Here is a 19,003-nt window from a genome sequence, read left to right on the forward strand (position 1 = left end):
ATAAAACAATAAACACACAACTCAATACACAAAAGAAGGGAAGCAACTACTACGGTTGCTTCCCTTCCTTCTTTGCGTTTTCCACCATTGAACCAACACCACCCGGCCACGACTATCGGCACGACGTTCCCACGCCTATCGTTGGCCAACCTGCATTCGAACCATCCAACAGGCCCACAACGCCCGGTTACGGCGGCTTCGATGGGTCGAACGCAGCTTATTTCAGCACGACAACTATCAACCGGCATCTCCGGTCTATGCGCATCGAGGGAGCGGAGTAGTTCAACGTGGCGTTGACGAACCTTGGAGAAGAATCGGAATCTTCTTAGCAGTTATACGCCGGTCGGGTGTGGCAGCTAGGCTGGGATGGATAGCTTAAAACCATCATTACCGTGAGGAGATTCCCACCATGTGTCCACCGGAGAGGGCAGCGGCGCGCGCCGTCGAACTTTTTAAGCAATACGGGCAAGGCGATACCGCTGTTACCGCATTGGACCATGTCAACGTGGTCTTCGAGCGCAATAAATTTACTGCCATCATGGGCCCGTCAGGTTCAGGAAAGTCTACGCTGATGCACACCATGGCCGGTCTTGATTCAGCTACTAGTGGTTCAGCCTTTATCGGCGACACGGATATGTCGCAGCTAAACGACAAGTCCATCACCGCACTGCGCCGTGACCGCCTAGGGTTCATCTTCCAGTCTTTCAACTTGGTACCTACCCTAACTGCGGCAGAAAACATTACCCTGCCAATGAATATCGCTGGCAAGGAAGTAGATAAGTCCTGGTTCGATGAGGTGACAACCCGTCTGGGATTGGCACAGCGCCTGAGCCACCGTCCCGCAGAGCTTTCCGGCGGTCAGCAGCAGCGCGTGGCGTGTGCGCGTGCGCTTGTATCCCGCCCAGAGATCATCTTCGGCGATGAGCCCACCGGCAACCTTGATTCCAATTCTTCCGCGGAGGTTTTGGATATTCTGCGCACCGCAGTGGATCAAGATGACCAGACCGTCGTCATTGTCACCCACGATGCCAAGGCAGCCTCATACGCAGACCGCGTGGTCTTCCTGGCCGACGGCAAGCTGGTCAACGAGCTGCAGAATCCAACCATGGAATCCATCCACAAGGTCATGGCGGAGATCGAAAGCTAATGGCTAGAAATACCACCATGCGCAAGGTCTCCTTGCGCAATATCGTTGCCCATAAGCTCCGCCTTGCGCTGACGCTGCTCGCGGTCGTCCTTGGCACCGCCTTTATTGCCGGCTCGTTCATGTTCACCAATTCCCTGTCGAATACTTTCGATGCGGCGGTTTCCAATGCTTTTACTGGTGTTGACGCTGCCGTCAGCAAGAAGGATTCGGGCCCGGACTTGGATGAAAAGATGCGCCAGGACCTAGCTAACGACGACATGGTCGGCAAGGTCAACATCGAAAGCGCGCAAAACGTGGTCGTCGCCAATGACAAGGCCGAAGCATTCCAGACCACCGGCGGTGGGGCGAGCGTTAGGCCCTACTACAACGCTGAAGAGTCGGTAGGTGAGCCCGGCGAGATTATCCAGGGCGAGGCGCCACACGGTACTGGCGAGGTCACCATCAACGATGCCGCGGCAGAAAAGTACGGCGTCACCGTTGGCCAAAAGCTGCTCGTTGTCCACCCTGACAAGCGTGACGAGGTCACCGTCGCTGGCATCGAGAAGCCAGCCGTGGACGCAGGCCCAAGTATTACCCTGCAGATGGATAGCAAGGCCTTCGTTGAACGCTACGGAAACTCGCAGCAGCTGAAGGTCTCTGCCGCTGAGGGAGTAAGCCCAGAGCAGCTCGTCGATCATCTTAACGCCACCTACGACGTCGAGGCGGAGTCCGGCGAAAAGCTTGCAGAGGAAATGTCGGATGCTATTTCTTCGGCGCTGAAGTTCGTCAATTACTTCCTCATTGCCTTCGGCCTCATCGCGCTGTTGGTCGGCACCTTCATTATCGCGAACACCTTCTCCATGATCGTCGCACAGCGCACCAAAGAGTTTGCGCTGTTGCGTGCGCTGGGCGCATCGCGCCGACAAATTACCCGCTCGGTCGTCGTTGAGTCCTTCATCGTGGGCCTTTTGGGCTCCGCGGTGGGCGTCGTCGCCGGCATGGGCCTGGTGGCGATCATCAAGGCCGTGCTTGCATCCCGCGGCATGCCTGCAGATAGCGGCCTCGGATTGAGCCCGCTTGCGGTCATCGTGCCCATCATTCTGGGCACCGTGGTTACGGTGGTTTCCGCATGGGCACCTGCCCGCCGCGCGGGTGCAGTCGAGCCGGTTGAGGCCATGCGCACCACAGAGTCCGCTGCGGCAAGCTCGCTGAAGGTACGCACGATCGTCGGCGGTTTGCTCATGGGCTCGGGCGTCATCTTCGTCATCGCCGGCGTGCTTGTCGACGCCGCGACTGGCATCCGCGCCGGACTCGTCGGCCTGGGCGCGCTCAACTTGATCGTAGGCTTCAGCCTCGCAGGCCCCGCACTTTCACTACCCATCGTTCCTACCTTGGGCCGAGTCATCGGAGCGCCTTTCGGGGCCATCGGCAAGCTGGCGTCTACCAACTCCAAGCGCAACCCGCGCCGTACCGCAGCAACCGCCTTCGCGCTTACCCTTGGCGTTGTCCTCGTGACTGCCATCGGCATGCTGGGCGCCACTATGAAGTCCTCCGTTGCGGAGACGATGGAGAAGGACATCAGCGCCGATTACCTGCTCTCCGGGCCTTCCCAGGGCAGTTTCCCCACTCCGGTAGAGACAGGCGAGCGCGCCGCCAAGGCCGAGGGCGCTGGCGAAGTCATCACTGTCGGCACCGCGCCGGTGAAGGTCGAAGACCAAGCCTCGTTGAACTATGGCCCCGAACACACCATGTCGGAGACGGTTGATTCCAACCCACAAAACATCTTCATGCTGAACATGGTCGAAGGCGATAGCGACATCGCCGAGGGCGGTTTCATCGCCGATGCCACCACCGCAGGCGAGCAAGGCTGGAAGGTCGGCGAGAGCTACGAGCTTTCTGGCATGGTTCCGGGCAAGACTACAAAGGTCGAGCTGAAGGGCATTTATGAGGACTTCCAGATGCTGCCCAAGCTGGCGGTTTCCCAAAAGGACGTCGAGAAGCTGCTGCCTGGCGACGCCCTGACCGTAGCGATGGTTGGCGTCAACGCAGCGGAGGGCGTCGACTTGGAGCAACTGCGCACCAACCTGGAGGAATCCGTCAAGGACCTCGTGGTGGTGCAGGTGGCTTCCGGTGAAGAATACGCTGGCGAGGCCGCAAGCATGATTAACCAGATGCTGACCATTCTCTACGCGCTGTTGGCGCTTGCGGTCATCATCGCGGTGCTCGGCATCGTCAATACGCTGACCCTGGGCGTTATCGAACGCCGTCAGGAAATTGGCATGCTGCGCGCCGTTGGTACCCAGCGCCGTCAGATCCGCACGATGATCACCCTGGAGTCCGTCCAGATTGCAGTATTCGGCGCAGTGGTGGGCATGATTCTGGGCCTGGGCCTAGGCTGGGCCTTTATCAAGGTACTGTCCGAAGAGGGGCTTGGTAGCGCCGTTATTCCGTGGGGCATGCTGGCCATCTTGCTGGTGGGCTCTGCCGTGGTTGGCGTGCTGGCCGCGCTATGGCCAGCACATGGTGCATCCAAGACTCCGCCTTTGGATGCAATCGCGGACTAGAAGTTCTGATAGATAATCGGAGCCCACATCGCCCCGCGCCAGGCTAGAACGATGCCCAGCGCGAGGGTGAAGAAGAGGTACTGGATACACTTCCAGTACCTCTTTTCTTTAAGCATTTCTCCGAGCTCCTTGGCTAGGGTCGACCACGTGGAGAGCCCGCCGGCGAACCCGACGATGGCTAGGGGATAGAGGACCTCGCTAAGCGCGCCGCTTACTTGCTCAACAAAGCCGTAGGCGAAACCGATCGCGAGCGCGCCACACATATTTGCGGCGAAGGTGCTAACCGGAGCGGGCAGTACCTTGGTGAAACCGTAGCGGGCCATGCCGCCGAGGAAGGCGCCGGAGAGGATGTAGAGAACAATCACTTGGCGCCTACCTTGTCACCCAGGAGATAGGCCATAACGCAACCAACCACCGTTGCCAGCACGTAGCAGCCAGCCTGCGCGGCAGTAACGGAGGAGGTTAGGAAAGCGAACGTGGCGAAGCTAGTAAAGCCGCCGAGAACGCCCGTGCCCCAGAAGGGCCCCGGCTTGAAATAACCCATCAGGGCGCTGCCCAAAACGTTGATTAAAAGCAGCGGAATCATTCCTCCGCCCAACAGGGATGACAAAAAATAGCGGGCTACGGCGCCTAATGCGGCGCCGGACCCGACTACTAGTGCTTGAGGCATGGCCTACATATTACTTCCACTCCATCTGCTGGGAACGGACGAACGCCTCAACTTCCTCAACTGGCTTGTTGAGCTTGGGATCAAACTTCAAATAGGTCTTGGTCTCGCGGGCGATGAGAACGAATAGACACTAAATCACCCCGGCGATGCTGTCGCGAAAATTTTTCATTGGTTCCAGGCTGAAAAGCTACTACGTGACAGAAAATAAACAAGAAGATTTGTAGATCTGATTCACATTTTCCCCCTTGTGGGGGTTAAAAGTCCTGCGAAACTCCACGTGGCTTGGCAAGCTAAGGCCACGCCTAAAACGGACTTTTGTACCTCCCCATCCACCCCCTAAAGGAGCAATCCATGGCACATGAACGAGCTGGCCAGCTTGCGCAACCAAGTGACCTCATCGATATCGCGGAGCTTGTTACCGCCTACTACACCCGTGTTCCCGATGTAGAAAACCCGGACCAGCAGGTGGTCTTCGGTACCTCTGGTCACCGCGGTTCGGCCTTGGATGCCGCTTTCAATGAGCGGCACATTCTGGCCATTACCCAGGCCATCGTGGACTACCGTAAAGAGCAGGGCACCACGGGCGCAATCTTTGTTGGCCGCGATACCCATGCGCTTTCGGAGCCGGCCATGGTCTCTGCGCTGGAGGTCTTGCTTGCAAATGAGGTTGAGGTGCGTGTCGACGACCGTGGCCGCTACACCCCGACCCCTGCTATCTCGCATGCCATCCTGACGCACCCGGGTACTGACGGCATCGTCATTACGCCTTCGCATAACCCGCCACGCGACGGCGGCTTCAAGTACAACCCACCAACGGGCGGGCCTGCCGATACTGTTGCTACGGATTGGATTGCGGCGCGCGCTAATGGTTACCTGCGCGCCGGGCTCGATGGCGTCGCGCGCGTGAACGTTTCCGGCGTGTTGGACGAGCGCTGCGCAAAACACAATTACGTCGATTCTTACGTGGCCGATCTGCGAAACGTCGTGGACATGGATGCCATCAAGAAGGCCGGCCTGCGCATCGGCGCTGACCCGATGGGCGGTGCCTCGGTGGACTATTGGGTGGCCATTGCCGAGCAATACGATCTGGACCTTACGGTGGTGAATCCGGCGGTGGATGGAACTTTCCGCTTCATGACGCTCGATACCGATGGCTTGATTCGCATGGACTGCTCCTCGCCGAACGCCATGGCCTCGCTCATCGCAAACCGTGAAAAGTTCGATCTGGCCACCGGCAACGACGCGGATGCGGACCGCCATGGCATCGTCACCCCGGATGCCGGGCTGATGAATCCAAACCACTACCTCGCAGTGGCCATTGACTACCTGTTTAGTCACCGCCCACAGTGGGGCAATGCTGGCGTGGGCAAGACGTTGGTTTCTTCCTCCATGGTGGACCGTGTCGTCGCCAAGCTCGGGCGCGAGCTGGTTGAGGTGCCTGTCGGCTTCAAGTGGTTTGTGCCTGGCCTTCTAGATGGCAGCATCGGCTTCGGTGGGGAGGAATCTGCTGGTGCTTCCTTCCTGCGTTTCGATGGCTCCGTGTGGTCTGCCGATAAAGATGGCATCATCATGGATTTGCTCGCTGCTGAAATCACTGCGGTAACCGGCAAGAGCCCGTCGCAGCGCTACGCGGAGCTGGCTGAAGAATTCGGTGCCCCAGCTTATGCGCGCACCGATGCACCCGCTGACCGCGCGCAAAAAGCCATCCTGAAAAAGCTTTCCCCGCAGCAGGTAGAGGCCACAGATCTAGCCGGCGAGGAAATCACCGCTAAGCTCACCGAGGCGCCCGGAAATGGGGCTGCCATCGGTGGCCTTAAGGTGACAACCCGCAATGCTTGGTTTGCCGCGCGCCCATCCGGCACGGAAGATAAATACAAGATTTACGCGGAGTCTTTCCTGGGTGAGGAACATCTCAGGAAAGTGCAAGAAGAAGCACAGGAACTTGTTACCCAAGTGCTAGAAGTTTAGGGCTAAACTATCTCGGGTGACTAAGAAAATCGACAAGAAGCTGATCCTGGACGTCATTAGTGCGTTCGCTCGCTTCTACATGGCTTATATCTGGATTAAAGCCGGTTACGCCAAGTTGGGTGAAAATCTTTCAGTAACCCAATCTATTAGTGCTTATGAAGTTTTCACACCCGAGTGGTCTGGATATCTTGCGTATCTAATCGCCCCATTGGAAATCTGTGGTGGCGTCCTGCTGCTTCTAGGTCTTTTCTTGCGTCCGTCCTCTAAGGTTGCCACTTTTGTTCTTTTGCTGTTCATGATCGGCATCGGGCAAGCTTGGGGCCGCGGTTTGGGAATTGATTGCGGATGCTTCACAGTCAATCCTGACGAAGAGGCACAAGTGATGAACTATATGCAGACTCTTGCTCGTGATACGTTCTACCTAATCTTGACGGTGTGGACGATTAAGCGTCCGTTCAACAAATTTGCGTTGCACCCTTAGACTCTTAGAGCAAGCCATTTAAAAGGAGAATGTCAGTGGCAAAAGTAACTAACCCGAATAGCAAGGGTAACTCGGGCTTTTTCTGGGCAGTTGGAGTTCTGCTCGTTATCGCGGCCGTCGTTATTGGATACATCGTTATCAGCGGCAAGGACGCAAAGTCCGACAAGATTGCAGAAAACGCAGTCGACGTCACCATGGAAACTTCTGTTGATGACAACGGAATTGTGACGTTGAAGAGCGCAAAGACCAAGGAAAGCGCCCCAGAAGTAGACCTCTATGAGGACTTTTCTTGCCCTCACTGCGCTGAGCTCGCTGAAGGCAGTGACAAGGCGATGAAGGAAGCAGTCGAAAAAGGCGAGCTGGTTGTCAACGTGCACCCAATGAACTTCCTGGATCTGCGCGGCGTCGACCTGGAGAAGTTCATGTCCGATGACAGCATCAAGCTGGAGGGACACTCCTCCAAGTCCGCATCCGTGATGGACATTATCGCTCGTTCTGGCGATGCGAAGGCTTACTGGAACATGCGCGCTTACCTGTTTGAGAACCAGCAGTCCGTTGGCTCCTGGGACTTTGAGGACTTTGCAGAAGCTGCCAAGGGCTTCGGTGCTGACGGTGATGTGCAGAAGCAGATCAAGGACGCTGGCGTCGAGGCTGGTAACGAGATTGGTCGTGCGAACGCAAAGAAGCTTAAGGAAACCACGGGTACTGTTTCCTCCCCGCGCGTCATCAAGGACGGCAAGGACATCAACCCACCGAAGGGTACTCCTGTATCCCAGTGGAACTTTGTCCCGCAGGTAGTCAAGTAAGACTCTCGCGCTTCGCGAACCTCATGGGCAGCCGGTTATCGGCTGCCCATTTTTGTATTCCTGCAGGCGATTTGGTTCCGCTAAAAAGTTTCTGCTAACTTTATTTCAGTTGCTAGCGCGAGGTAATCGCGTTGGGAATGGGGCTATGGCGCAGCTGGTAGCGCATCACACTGGCAGTGTGGGGGTCACGGGTTCGAATCCCGTTAGCTCCACTTGATTCAAGGGTCGTCACTTTTGTGGCGGCCCTTTTTCTATTCCTTATTTAATGGGTTGTTTGTTTCTTAGCTCCTGCTAAGAGTACATGTCCGGGGTGGGGGCGTACGGTGGGGCGCCATGGAGACTTTTATGAAGCGAGTAGGCACTGCGGACCAAGCTGGCGTCGAGGTAGCGGGGTTGCGGTGGCTGGCGCAGGCACGGCCTGACGTTGTTGCTGAGGTGGCGGGAGTAGGAGCGCGCTTCATTAGCACCCGTCGCGTTGTGGAGTCGCGGCCCACGGCTAGTGCGGCGCAGGCTTTCGGGCGGGCGCTGCGGGAGGTGCACGCCTCTGGCGCGGATGCTTTCGGTGTGGCTCCGGAGGGGTGGACGGGCCGCAATTATATTGGCCGTGTTGAGCAGGAATGCCGGCCGGTCGAGCACTGGGGCGATTTTTATGTGCACCAGCGGGTGCTGCCCTTCGTGGAGGCTAATGGTGCGCTGGATGAGGGCTACCGGGACGTCGTCAAGCGCGCCTGCGATGCGGTGCTAAAGCGGCAGTGGGATGTGCGTCCCGCACGCATCCATGGCGATTTGTGGGCCGGAAACGTGTTATTTACTGCCGAAAGTGCGGTGATGATTGACCCGGCCGCCCATGGCGGGCACCCGCACACTGACCTGGCCATGCTTGAACTTTTTGGCGCGCCCTACCTGGACGATATCTACCGCGGCTACGGGCTATCGCCCGATGAAAAGCGTTGGTTCCCGCTCCATCAGCTTCATCCCCTTGCGGTACACGCGCTGACCCATGGCGTGGCCTATCATCGCGCGCTTGGCGACGCCGCGCATGCCACCCTGGAGCTTCTAGAAGGGTAGGCAGGCCGAGTTAAACCGAGTGCGCGTTTATAGGGAGTGCGGGCCCGGCGGCATGATGCGCTTGTGCGCGCCGCGATGCCAGAGCTCTTCGATACGGGTACGGGCAGAGTCCGGGACCTCTTTGCCCTCAAGGTAGTCATCGATATGAGCGTAACTTACCCCGAGAGCTTCCTCGTCGGGCAGCTGTGGGCGGTCTTCCTCTAAATCTGCCGTGGGGACTTTCTTCCACGTCGACTCCGGCGCGCCTAAGTGGCGCAGCAGCTGGGCACCCTGGCGCTTGTTGAGCCCTTCCAGCGGCACGAGGTCGGCCGCACCATCGCCCCACTTGGTGAAGAAAGCTGCGAGGTTCTCAGCAGCGTGATCGGTGCCGATGACCAGCGCGCCGACCTCACCAGCGATGGCGTACTGTGCGGTCATGCGCAGACGGGCCTTGACGTTTCCGCGGTTGAAATCGCCTAAGCCCGGTTTGCCCAGGCTCTTCGCCACGGCGTCGTCAATGCCCTGCGTGGCCGGGGCGATATCCACCGTCAGGCGATGATCCGGCTGGATGAAGTCGAGGGCAATCTGTGCGTCCTCCTCATCGATCTGGACGCCGTGCGGCAGACGTACAGCCCAGAACTGCGTGCCTTCCACCTTCTCCACCGCCATTTGTGCCAAGCGGCCGGCGAGGGTGGAATCTTGCCCGCCTGAAATGCCCAGGACGAAACCTTTGGCGCCAGTGTTGCGCAGATAATCCGCAAGGAAGTTAACGCGCGATTCCACTTCTTGTTCTGGATCGATTAAGGGTTTAACACCCAGGGCTTTTATGATGCTTTCTTGCAGCGGAAGTCCAGTTTGCGACATGACGCCCATGGTAGCGGGCTGCAAGGATGAACGAGTGAAAAATAAAACCTATGTCAAAGTCGTCGCCGCAGTCGCCGCACTAGGTGGCCTCCTCTTTGGCTACGACACCGGCGTTATGTCCGGTGCGCTGCTATTCATCGGTCCCGAATTCGACATGAATGCCAACCAGGAGGGCTGGGTTACCTCCATGCTCTTAGTTGGCGCCGCCGTCGGCGCGCTCATTGCCGGCCGCGTCGCGGATGCAATCGGCCGCCGCAAGACCCTGATTCTCGGTGGCGCAGTATTCGTCGCTGGTTCGGTGTGGTGTGCGCTTGCCGGTTCTGTTGTGGCACTAGCTGCCGCCCGCACCTTCCTGGGGGTTGCGGTAGGCGCAGTATCCATTGTTTCGCCGATGTATATCTCCGAGATTTCCCCAGCGCGTGCCCGCGGCCGCCTGGTTTCGCTGAATACCTTGATGATCGTCGTCGGTCAGTTGGTGGCCTACCTGGTCAACTCCGCGCTCGCCGGCACCGGCTCATGGCGGTGGATGCTAGGCCTTGCCGCCGTACCAGGTGCCATGCTCGCCGTGGGCATGATCTTCTTGCCCGATACACCGGCCTGGCTGCTAAAGAAGCATCGCATCGACGAGGCCTGGAAGCTTGCTGCACGGGTCGGTATCTCTGGAACCGAGCTCGGAACCGCTGGGGCGGCGGGAGCTTCCGGAGCCGCAAAACGCGGCGAATGGGCGCGCCTAAAGGAAGAACGCTGGCTGCAAGTGACCGTGCTGCTTGCCATGCTGATGGGGCTTACTCAGCAGATAACCGGCGTTAATGCCATCGTGTACTTTGCCCCGACCATGATGAGTCAGGTGGGTATTTCTACAGCGAACGCCGTGTATACCTCCATCCTCATCGGCACCGTCTCCGTAGTCGCCTGCTGGTTGGGTCTGAAAGTCGTCGACCGCATCGGGCGCAAGCGCCTGCTCAGCATCGGCCTGACCGGAAACGTCATTTCCTTGGTCGTTCTTTCCATCGCGTACCGCTTTGCCGAGGGCTCAACACCTATGGCGTTGTTGTCGCTGGCGTTTATGGCCCTTTTCATTGCTTTCCAGCAGGCCGCTGTATCGCCGACCACCTGGCTGCTCATCTCCGAGCTCGTTCCCCCTGAGGTCCGCGGCATCGGCATGGGTATCGCCGGGCTTTCCCTGTGGGTAACCAACTGGGCGGTCGCGCAGTTCTTCCTGCCAATGGTCGAGTGGTTGACTGGTCCCGTTGCCTTTATGATCTTTGCTTTCTTAGGCTTTGCGGCGATCGCTTATACCAAGCTGTTGGTGCCGGAGACGATGGGCCGTAGTCTGGAAGAAGTAGGCGATGAGATGCAGGAGCGCTACGCTAATTAATCAGTGTTTTGGTTATGGCGCGCGCGTGGGGTAAGATTTTTCCTCGTGTCATGGCCGTAACTTTGATGGCTGTGCTTTAAAAGTATTCAACCGCATGAAGTTTGCGCATAACGAAAGGAGCGCCCGATGAAGGTTCGTAAGTCTCTTCGGTCGCTGAAGAAGAAGCCGGGCGCCCAGGTTATTCGCCGCCACGGTAAGGTCTTCGTGATCAACAAGAAGGATCCGCGCTTCAAGGCTCGCCAGGGCTAGAAGCATCGGCTTTCTTGATTAGAAGCACCCTCCTAGGACTTCGGTTCTAGGCGGGTGCTTTTCTTTTGCGCTTGCCGACGTCGCCTTGGCAGCCCGATCTACATCTCCTGTTACGGGTGTTGTTTAAGCGATCGGCGGGTAAAGCATTGGTGACAATAGTGTTCTTTGCCACAACTTTAGGTTGCCGGCAGGTAAACCTGCAGGAGTCTCATCGATGTAATTTCATGGCCGTGCGTTGGGTAGGTCAACATGTGGGGCCTGGGTAGATAACATCCTGGGAATATCACGAATGTAACTACTATATATAGTATGGGTTGCAGCTTTTTGCCACAAAGTATAGTGTCGTTCGTGTCGTTCCGGTGGGCTGGATGAAGCGCTAAAAGCGCACCTAGTTAGGCCGGATAACCCTTAAAAACTTGAACTAGCGTCAAAGGACTTTCATCATGAGCATCACTCTCTACACCAAGCCAGCCTGCGTCCAGTGCAACGCTACTAAGAAGGCCCTCGACCGTGCTGGCCTTGAATACACCTCTGTAGACGTCACCCTTGATGATGATGCTCGTGACTACGTCATGGCACTGGGGTATGTGCAGGCGCCGGTCGTTGAGGCCAATGGTGAGCACTGGTCTGGCTTCCGCCCAGAGCGCATCAAGGAGCTGGCCGCTCTAAGCGCCACCGCTTAAACGGGGCAGGGCTTATAGCAATGTTGGTTGTGTATTTTTCCTCCGCAACGGAAAATACCCGCCGTTTCGTTGACAAGCTGGGCCTGCCAAGCGCCCGCATCCCACTGCGTAAGAATGATGAGCCGCTCATTGTGAATGAGCCTTATGTTCTTGTCTGCCCCACCTACGGGGGAGGGGCCTCTGTTAGCCGCGAGAACTCTCGCCCTGTTCCGGGGCAAGTCATTCGTTTTCTCAACAATGAGCACAACCGCGGCCTCATCCGCGCGGTTATCTCCGGCGGAAACAGTAACTTCGGCGCAGACTTTGGCAAGGCCGGAGACGTAATCTCCGCCAAGTGCAAGGTGCCCTACGTTTATCGCTTCGAGTTACTTGGTACCGATGAAGACGTTAAGATTTGCAGGGAAGGCCTGCTGGCGAACGCAACGGCCCTAGGGCTGGAAGCCGCTGCCTAAACTTATAAAAATAGGTAACTGTGCAATGCGCAGTTACCTTACATATTTTTCTAAACCGTTTCTCACCGCGGCGTAAGACATGCGCTGCCAAGCAAAGGAAGGCTCCAAAAGCCGTGACAACGCAATTGGGCAAGACCGTAGCCGAACCAGTGAAGCCAGAAGAACAGCTTGATTACCACGCTCTGAATGCCTTGCTGAACCTTTACGACGAAGAGGGCAAGATTCAGTTCGATAAGGACCACGAGGCTGCCAACCAGTTCTTCCTGCAGCATGTCAACCAGAACACGGTCTACTTCCACGACTTGGAAGAAAAGATGCGTTACCTGGTGGAAAACAAGTACTACGAGCCAGCTCTGCTCGAGCAGTACGACTTTGACTTCATCAAGTCCCTATTCAAGCGCGCTTATTCCTATAAATTCCGCTTCAAGTCCTTCTTGGGTGCGTACAAGTATTACACCTCTTATACGCTCAAGACTTTTGACGGCCGCCGTTACCTCGAGCGCTTCGAGGACCGCGTTTCTATGACAGCTCTGTTCTTGGCAGACGGTGACACCACCATCGCTGAGCACCTCGTCGACGAAATCATGACCGGCCGCTTCCAGCCGGCCACCCCGACCTTCCTCAACGCTGGCAAGGCGCAGCGCGGCGAGCTCGTTTCCTGTTTCCTCCTGCGTATCGAGGACAACATGGAGTCCATCGGCCGTTCCATTAACTCTGCGCTGCAGCTTTCCAAGCGCGGCGGCGGCGTGGCACTCTTACTGTCCAACATCCGCGAGGCCGGCGCTCCGATCAAGCACATCGAGAACCAGTCCTCCGGCGTTATCCCAGTCATGAAGCTGTTGGAGGATTCCTTTTCCTACGCAAACCAGTTGGGTGCGCGTCAGGGCGCAGGTGCCGTCTACCTCAACGCGCACCACCCAGACATCATGAACTTCCTCGACACCAAGCGTGAGAATGCTGACGAGAAGATTCGTATCAAGACTCTCTCCCTGGGTGTCGTCATCCCGGACATCACCTTCGAGCTGGCTAAGAAGAACGACGATATGTACCTGTTCTCGCCATACGACGTCGAGCGCGTCTACGGCAAGGCCTTCGGTGACATCTCCATTACCGAGCACTATGAAGAGATGGTCGAGGACCCACGCATCCGCAAGAAGAAGGTCAACGCCCGTCACTTCTTCCAGACCATCGCCGAGCTGCAGTTCGAATCCGGTTACCCGTACATCATGTTCGAGGACACCGTGAATAACGCGAACCCGGTCAAGACCGGTCGCATCAACATGTCCAACCTCTGCTCGGAGATCCTGCAGGTCAACTCTCCGTCCGTATTTGCCGACGATCTCAGCTACGAGACCATGGGCTCCGATATCTCCTGCAACCTTGGTTCGCTGAATATCGCCACCACCATGGATTCCCCAGACTTCGCTCTGACCGTCGAGACCGCCATCCGTGGTCTAACCGCAGTGGCTGATAAGACCGCTATCAACTCCGTACCTTCCGTTCGCAAAGGCAACGATGATTCCCACGCCATCGGCCTTGGCCAGATGAACCTCCACGGTTTCTTGGGCCGCGAGCACATCGAGTACGGCTCTGAGGAAGCACTGGACTTCACCAACGCCTACTTCGCCGCGGTCCTCTACGCTGCTTTGCGCGCTTCCAACAAGATTGCCCGCGAGCGCGGCGAATACTTCTCCGAGTTCCCGCAGTCTGAGTACGCCTCCGGCGAGTTCTTCGATCGTTATGACCCAGCCGAGTTTGCCCCACGCACTGCACGTGTGCAGGAACTTTTCGACGCCTCGTCTATCCACACCCCAACTGCGGAAGACTGGGCTGCGCTGAAGGCGGACGTCGCCAAGCATGGCCTCTACAACCGCAACCTACAAGCAGTGCCGCCGACAGGCTCTATTTCTTATATCAACAACTCGACCTCTTCGATTCACCCAATTGCGTCGAAGATCGAAATCCGTAAGGAAGGCAAGATCGGCCGCGTCTACTACCCGGCGCCGCACATGGACAACGACAATCTGGAGTACTTCAAGGACTCCTACGAGATCGGCTACGAAAAGATCATCGATACCTACGCTGCCGCCACCAAGTACGTGGATCAGGGCTTGTCCCTGACCTTGTTCTTCAAGGACACCGCCACCACCCGCGATATCAACAGGGCGCAGATTTACGCATGGCGCAAGGGCATCAAGACCTTGTACTACATCCGCCTTCGTCAGATGGCGCTTGAAGGAACCGAAGTCGAAGGCTGCGTTTCCTGCATGCTCTAACTGCAAAGAGCCCTCACCTTAACGGGTGAGGGCTCTACTTTTGTTCTTGTGTTTGTTTCGCTCTTTTCGCCTTGCTTGTTTGCTTCTTTCCCCTTGCTTGGCGCAAAGGAGCCTTTTAAGCCTTCGCTCCGGCGCTTGCGCGGGCCTCGTCCAGGATGGCCCGCGCGATATTCTCCGCATCGTCTGGGCGTTGCTCCGCGATTGCGCGTGCCAACTCTTGATGCAAGTGGGCGGTGCCGGCGATGGGGTTGCGCTTTTCCGAACCGAAAACTGACTTTCCTTTGAGCATTGAGAGTAGGGAAGGGGTAAGCGCCGCGAACATCTCGTTGCCCGAAGCGTGCAGCACCATACTGTGGAAGCGCAGATCCGTAGCTAGCTCTTCGCCAACTCGGCGGGAAGGCTTCATCTCCAACTCGTGGAGACGCTTTGCGAGCTCCAGGATTTCTTCTCTTTCCTCTTCCGTTGCTTCCGTGGCGGCCATCCTTGCGGCGATCGGTTCGATGGCAAGGCGGAGCTGGTTGAGAGAATTGAGCTGCTTTTTCTGGGAAGCCTCGCAAGCTAGGCGCCAGTCAATAATCGATTGATCGAATACTGACCACTCGCTCAACGGAAGAACCGTAATACCGACGCGCCGTGAGGAAGAAACCATGCCTAGCTGCTCCAGAGCGCGCATAGCCTCGCGGGCAACGGTGCGCGAAATGTCGAAACGCACGCAGATATCCCGCAAGGTGAAGCGCTGGCCGGTTTCAATGGTGCCGCTTACTATTTCTGCGCCGATTTCGTCCAGAACCGTATTGAGCAGGGGAGTAGGAGACTCGCTGGTGCTGGTCACCGTAGGGGATCCTCCTTTTATGAAACCGCAGTTTGAGAGTGCACGAGGCAAAGCTGAAAGAGAATAATTTCCGGCATCCATAAGCCAATCTTGAAACGTAAATACATCTTAAGCGATTGCCGAATCGATCGCTTTCAATGCGTGCAATAGTTTTTGAATTGCGTTCAACCTCTAAACTTTTGGGGTGCGCTCCAAAGTTGTATTTCCCGGCTTTTCTAAGGCCCAGATTAGGCAGCCTTTGATTCCGCCCTTGAGACCACGTTTAGGCCGCATTTGAGACCGCTGTTTAGACCGCTTTCTAAAGGTGCAGCGCTCATTGTTGGCCGGGCCTAGGGTGGTACGCTCGTCGGAGAATGGTTAACCGCAGTTAGCCCAAGATGAATTCCGTTTAAGAAGAAAGTGGAGTCTGACCGTGTCACACGAGTATGACGAGTACATCGCTAGTCACGCAGAGCCTGTGAAGGCGATTAACTGGAACACCGTTCCAGACGATAAAGATTCCGAGGTCTGGGACCGCCTTACCGGCAACTTCTGGTTGCCAGAGAAGGTGCCTGTTTCCAACGACTTGCAGTCTTGGAAGACCTTGACTGAGCACGAGCAGCAGACCACCATGCGTGTCTTCGCGGGTCTTACCCTCCTCGACACCATTCAGGGCACCGTTGGTGCTGTCTCTTTGCTGCCAGATGCAAAGACTCCGCACGAGGAAGCCGTCTACACCAACATCGCTTTCATGGAGTCGGTTCACGCGAAGTCCTACTCAAACATCTTTATGACGCTGGCTTCCACTCCGATGATCAACGATGCATTCCGTTGGTCTGAGGAAAACGAGAATCTTCAGCGCAAGGCAAAGATCGTCATGTCCTACTACAAGGGCGCCGATCCGCTGAAGAAGAAGGTCGCCTCCACTTTGCTTGAGTCCTTCCTCTTCTACTCCGGCTTCTATCTGCCGATGTACTTCTCTTCCCGCGCTAAGCTCACCAACACCGCGGACATCATCCGCCTGATCATTCGCGACGAAGCCGTTCACGGCTACTACATCGGCTATAAGTTCCAGAATGGCTACAACGAGCTTTCTGAAGCAGAGCAGGCAGAAATTAAGGAATACACTTTCGATCTTCTCTACGATCTCTACGACAACGAGATCGACTACACCGAGGATCTTTACGACGAGCTCGGCTGGACCGAAGACGTCAAGCGCTTCCTGCGATACAACGCCAACAAGGCGCTGAACAACCTCGGCTTCGAGGGGCTGTTCCCGGCGGACGAGACCCGCGTTTCTCCGGCCATCTTGTCTTCGCTGTCTCCGAACGCGGATGAGAACCATGACTTCTTCTCTGGCTCTGGTTCCTCTTATGTCATTGGTAAGGCAGAAGACACCACCGATGAGGACTGGGACTTCTAACTCGCCCCGCCAGCTCGGCTGCCACCTCCCTCTCTTGAGTCGCATAATTAACAGCGACTGTTGAGCGTTGGGAGTCACGCGCACTTCCAAGGATTAATCAATCTTCCGGTTGATTACCTTAGGGGGTGCGTTTCGTCGTTTTGACGCCAGGCAACCGCAAAATCCTGTGGCGAGAATCACGCAGAAGTGCAATGGTTTTGGGGCAGGTTTTCGGCCGGTGGCCGTCGTGCTGGGAATTTTCGAAAAATACTGCCTAAAAACGGGGTTAACTAGCTTCTATGGTCATTGGGAAAGCTGGAAATTTCACAGCGAAGTCCCCTAATATAAGTCGAGTAAACTTAGGTGTTGTGGCGCTAAGGCTTATTTTTAGGCTTTGACGTGCATGGCACTTGTTCTTCAGGAGGAAATTAATGACCGCTGTGGCGCCAAGGCTCGACGATTACGTCGCGCCAACCCGTCCAGAGCCGACTGGAAATTCCAAGACCGGCTCTAAGGCTTGGGTAATGCTTACCACCACCGACCACAAGCAGCTAGGCATCATGTACTTGATCATGTCCTTCAGCTTCTTCTTCCTCGGTGGCTTCATGGCCCTGTTGATTCGTGCTGAGCTTTTCAGCCCGGGTCTGCAGTTCCTGTCCAACGAGCAGTTCAACCAGCTGTTCACCATGCACGGCACTGTGATGCTGCTGCTGTTCGCTACTCCCGTTGTGTGGGGTTTCGGTAACTACATCCTGCCGCTGCAGATTGGCGCGCCGGACGTTGCCTTCCCACGTCTGAACGCATTCGGCTTCTGGATCACCCTGACCGGCGGTATCGTAATGCTGCTTGGTTTTGCCACCCCAGGTGGTGCTGCTGACTTCGGCTGGACCATGTATGTCCCGCTGGCTGACTCTGTCCACACCCCAGGAATCGGTGCCGACATGTGGATTGTCGGTGTTGGCGCTACCGGTGTTGGCACCATTGCTTCCGCAGTCAACATGATCACCACCATCCTCACCCTGCGTGCGCCTGGCATGACCATGTTCCGCCTGCCGGTATTCACCTGGTGTATCTTCACCGCTTCCGTCATCGTTCTGATGATCTTCCCGCTGCTGACCTCTGCAGCACTGGGCATCCTGTATGACCGCAAGCTCGGCGGCCACATCTACGACTCCGCTAACGGCGGCGCCATCCTGTGGCAGCACCTCTTCTGGTTCTTCGGCCACCCTGAGGTTTACGTCCTGGCACTTCCGTTCTTCGGCGTTATCTCCGAGGTCGTTCCGGTCTTCTCCCGTAAGCCAGTCTTTGGCTACATCGGCCTGGTGTTCGCGGTTCTGGCCATCGGCTCCCTGTCCATGGCTGTGTGGGCGCACCACATGTTCGTTACCGGCGCTATCCTGCTGCCGTTCTTCTCCTTCATGACCTTCCTCATCGCGGTTCCGACCGGCGTTAAGTTCTTCAACTGGGTAGGCACCATGTGGAAGGGCCACATCACCTGGGATACCCCGATGATCTTCGCTATGGGCTTCATGTCCACCTTCCTCTTCGGCGGTATGACCGGCGTTATGCTCGCTTCCCCGGCACTGGACTTCCACCTTGCTGAGTCCTACTTCCTGATTGCGCACTTCCACTACACCCTGTTCGGTACGGTTGTGTTCTCCGCGTTCGCAGGTCTGTACTTCTGGTTCCCGAAGATGACCGGCCGCATGCTCGACGAGCGCCTCGGCAAGATTCACTTCTGGCTGACCTTCATCGGCTTCCACGGCACCTTCCTTGTCCAGCACTGGGTGGGCAACATGGGTATGCCACGTCGCTACGCTGACTACCTCGAGTCTGATGGCTTCACCGTCTACAACCAGATCTCCACGATCTTCTCCTTTGTCCTCGGTGCTTCCGTTATCCCGCTGGTTTGGAACGTCTTCAAGTCCTGGCGCTACGGCGAGATCGTTACCGTTGATGACCCTTGGGGCTACGGTAACTCCCTCGAGTGGGCTACCTCCTGCCCGCCGCCGCGCCACAACTTCGTTTCCCTGCCGCGTATCCGCTCTGAGCGTCCGGCCTTCGAGCTGCACTACCCGCACATGGTTAAGCGCATGCGCGAGGAAGCGCACGTCGGCCACCACTAGAGCTTTTAGCACTGACTGTTAAGCACTAGAGCTAGCCGCTTTACTCCTGACAACCGCCTCCCCAACTGTACTTGCAACGGGGGAGGCGGTTTTGTGCGTT

The 19,003-nt window shown here is 56.8% G+C and carries 18 protein-coding genes and 1 tRNA gene; 15 read left to right on the plus strand and 4 right to left on the minus strand.

What is annotated here, in order from left to right; genetic code table 11:
• The 3 genes from HMPREF3155_RS13140 to HMPREF3155_RS07375 all read left to right on the plus strand — a co-directional run.
• The coding region (locus tag HMPREF3155_RS13140) for a hypothetical protein (protein WP_210385649.1) at positions 1-281 on the plus strand (281 nt) is incomplete at its 5' end.
• Positions 282-409: 128 nt separating this feature from the next.
• Entirely contained in the window at positions 410-1,147 is a 738-nt protein-coding gene (locus tag HMPREF3155_RS07370; RefSeq protein ID WP_061926034.1) for an ABC transporter ATP-binding protein, read from the plus strand.
• Positions 1,147-3,690: an ABC transporter permease gene (locus tag HMPREF3155_RS07375; protein WP_070432964.1), complete on the plus strand. Its 2,544-nt coding sequence runs from the start codon at positions 1,147-1,149 to the stop codon at positions 3,688-3,690. The genes HMPREF3155_RS07370 and HMPREF3155_RS07375 overlap by 1 nt, the downstream gene beginning before the upstream one ends.
• Here the strand turns inward: HMPREF3155_RS07375 and HMPREF3155_RS07380 are convergent.
• A complete protein-coding gene (locus tag HMPREF3155_RS07380; RefSeq protein ID WP_082778689.1) occupies positions 3,687-4,055 on the minus strand; it encodes a fluoride efflux transporter FluC in 369 nt (122 codons plus the stop codon). The two genes, HMPREF3155_RS07375 and HMPREF3155_RS07380, sit on opposite strands and share 4 nt — an antisense overlap.
• Positions 4,052-4,360 carry a fluoride efflux transporter family protein gene (locus HMPREF3155_RS07385; protein ID WP_061926026.1) on the minus strand — a complete coding sequence of 103 codons (309 nt, stop codon included), beginning with the start codon at positions 4,358-4,360 and terminating at the stop codon, positions 4,052-4,054. Before HMPREF3155_RS07385 ends, HMPREF3155_RS07380 begins: the two co-directional genes overlap by 4 nt.
• Before the next feature lie 351 nt (positions 4,361-4,711).
• On the opposite strand from HMPREF3155_RS07385, the gene pgm reads away from it, so the two are divergent.
• From pgm to HMPREF3155_RS07410, 5 genes are all read left to right on the plus strand, one after another.
• Positions 4,712-6,328: a phosphoglucomutase (alpha-D-glucose-1,6-bisphosphate-dependent) gene (pgm, locus tag HMPREF3155_RS07390; protein WP_070432965.1), complete on the plus strand. Its 1,617-nt coding sequence runs from the start codon at positions 4,712-4,714 to the stop codon at positions 6,326-6,328.
• A gap of 16 nt (positions 6,329-6,344) precedes the next feature.
• The gene (locus HMPREF3155_RS07395) at positions 6,345-6,809 is read left to right on the plus strand and encodes a MauE/DoxX family redox-associated membrane protein (protein ID WP_061924440.1); all 465 of its coding nucleotides are present in this window, start codon (positions 6,345-6,347) and stop codon (positions 6,807-6,809) included.
• A gap of 35 nt (positions 6,810-6,844) precedes the next feature.
• On the plus strand, positions 6,845-7,615 hold the full coding sequence (locus HMPREF3155_RS07400) for a DsbA family protein (protein WP_061924438.1): 771 nt from the start codon (positions 6,845-6,847) through the stop codon (positions 7,613-7,615).
• 139 nt (positions 7,616-7,754) lie between these two features.
• Positions 7,755-7,827: transfer RNA gene (locus HMPREF3155_RS07405), tRNA-Ala, on the plus strand.
• A gap of 133 nt (positions 7,828-7,960) precedes the next feature.
• Positions 7,961-8,683, plus strand: coding sequence for a fructosamine kinase family protein (locus HMPREF3155_RS07410; RefSeq protein WP_246817710.1), 723 nt, complete (start codon positions 7,961-7,963; stop codon positions 8,681-8,683).
• 27 nt (positions 8,684-8,710) lie between these two features.
• Here HMPREF3155_RS07410 and nadE read toward each other — a convergent pair whose 3' ends face one another.
• Positions 8,711-9,535, minus strand: coding sequence for an ammonia-dependent NAD(+) synthetase (gene nadE, locus HMPREF3155_RS07415; protein WP_070432967.1), 825 nt, complete (start codon positions 9,533-9,535; stop codon positions 8,711-8,713).
• Here nadE and HMPREF3155_RS07420 point away from each other — a divergent pair.
• The 5 genes from HMPREF3155_RS07420 to nrdE all read left to right on the plus strand — a co-directional run bounded on the left by HMPREF3155_RS07420 (position 9,534) and on the right by nrdE (position 14,564).
• On the plus strand, positions 9,534-10,904 hold the full coding sequence (locus HMPREF3155_RS07420) for a sugar porter family MFS transporter (RefSeq protein WP_070432968.1): 1,371 nt from the start codon (positions 9,534-9,536) through the stop codon (positions 10,902-10,904). The two genes, nadE and HMPREF3155_RS07420, sit on opposite strands and share 2 nt — an antisense overlap.
• Positions 10,905-11,030: 126 nt before the next feature.
• A complete protein-coding gene (gene ykgO, locus HMPREF3155_RS07425; protein ID WP_003847162.1) occupies positions 11,031-11,153 on the plus strand; it encodes a type B 50S ribosomal protein L36 in 123 nt (40 codons plus the stop codon).
• Between the two features lie 443 nt (positions 11,154-11,596).
• On the plus strand, positions 11,597-11,836 hold the full coding sequence (nrdH, locus tag HMPREF3155_RS07430) for a glutaredoxin-like protein NrdH (protein ID WP_061924430.1): 240 nt from the start codon (positions 11,597-11,599) through the stop codon (positions 11,834-11,836).
• Positions 11,837-11,856: 20 nt separating this feature from the next.
• Positions 11,857-12,288 (plus strand): class Ib ribonucleoside-diphosphate reductase assembly flavoprotein NrdI, encoded by a 432-nt coding sequence (gene nrdI / locus HMPREF3155_RS07435; protein ID WP_061924427.1) that lies wholly within the window; start codon positions 11,857-11,859, stop codon positions 12,286-12,288.
• Positions 12,289-12,401: 113 nt separating this feature from the next.
• The gene (nrdE, locus tag HMPREF3155_RS07440; protein WP_061924424.1) at positions 12,402-14,564 is read left to right on the plus strand and encodes a class 1b ribonucleoside-diphosphate reductase subunit alpha; all 2,163 of its coding nucleotides are present in this window, start codon (positions 12,402-12,404) and stop codon (positions 14,562-14,564) included.
• A gap of 115 nt (positions 14,565-14,679) precedes the next feature.
• Here the strand turns inward: nrdE and HMPREF3155_RS07445 are convergent, their stop codons facing one another.
• Positions 14,680-15,396, minus strand: a complete 717-nt coding sequence (locus tag HMPREF3155_RS07445) for a FadR/GntR family transcriptional regulator (protein ID WP_239240840.1) — start codon at positions 15,394-15,396, stop codon at positions 14,680-14,682.
• Positions 15,397-15,808: 412 nt separating this feature from the next.
• On the opposite strand from HMPREF3155_RS07445, the gene nrdF reads away from it, so the two are divergent.
• The gene (gene nrdF, locus HMPREF3155_RS07450; protein WP_061924418.1) at positions 15,809-16,798 is read left to right on the plus strand and encodes a class 1b ribonucleoside-diphosphate reductase subunit beta; all 990 of its coding nucleotides are present in this window, start codon (positions 15,809-15,811) and stop codon (positions 16,796-16,798) included.
• A 410-nt stretch (positions 16,799-17,208) separates the two neighbouring features.
• A complete protein-coding gene (ctaD, locus tag HMPREF3155_RS07455) occupies positions 17,209-18,903 on the plus strand; it encodes an aa3-type cytochrome oxidase subunit I (protein ID WP_070432969.1) in 1,695 nt (564 codons plus the stop codon).
• Positions 18,904-19,003: the final 100 nt, after the last annotated feature.

The organism is Corynebacterium sp. HMSC06D04 (assembly GCF_001807315.1).
Taxonomy (GTDB): Bacteria; Actinomycetota; Actinomycetes; order Mycobacteriales; family Mycobacteriaceae; genus Corynebacterium; species Corynebacterium simulans.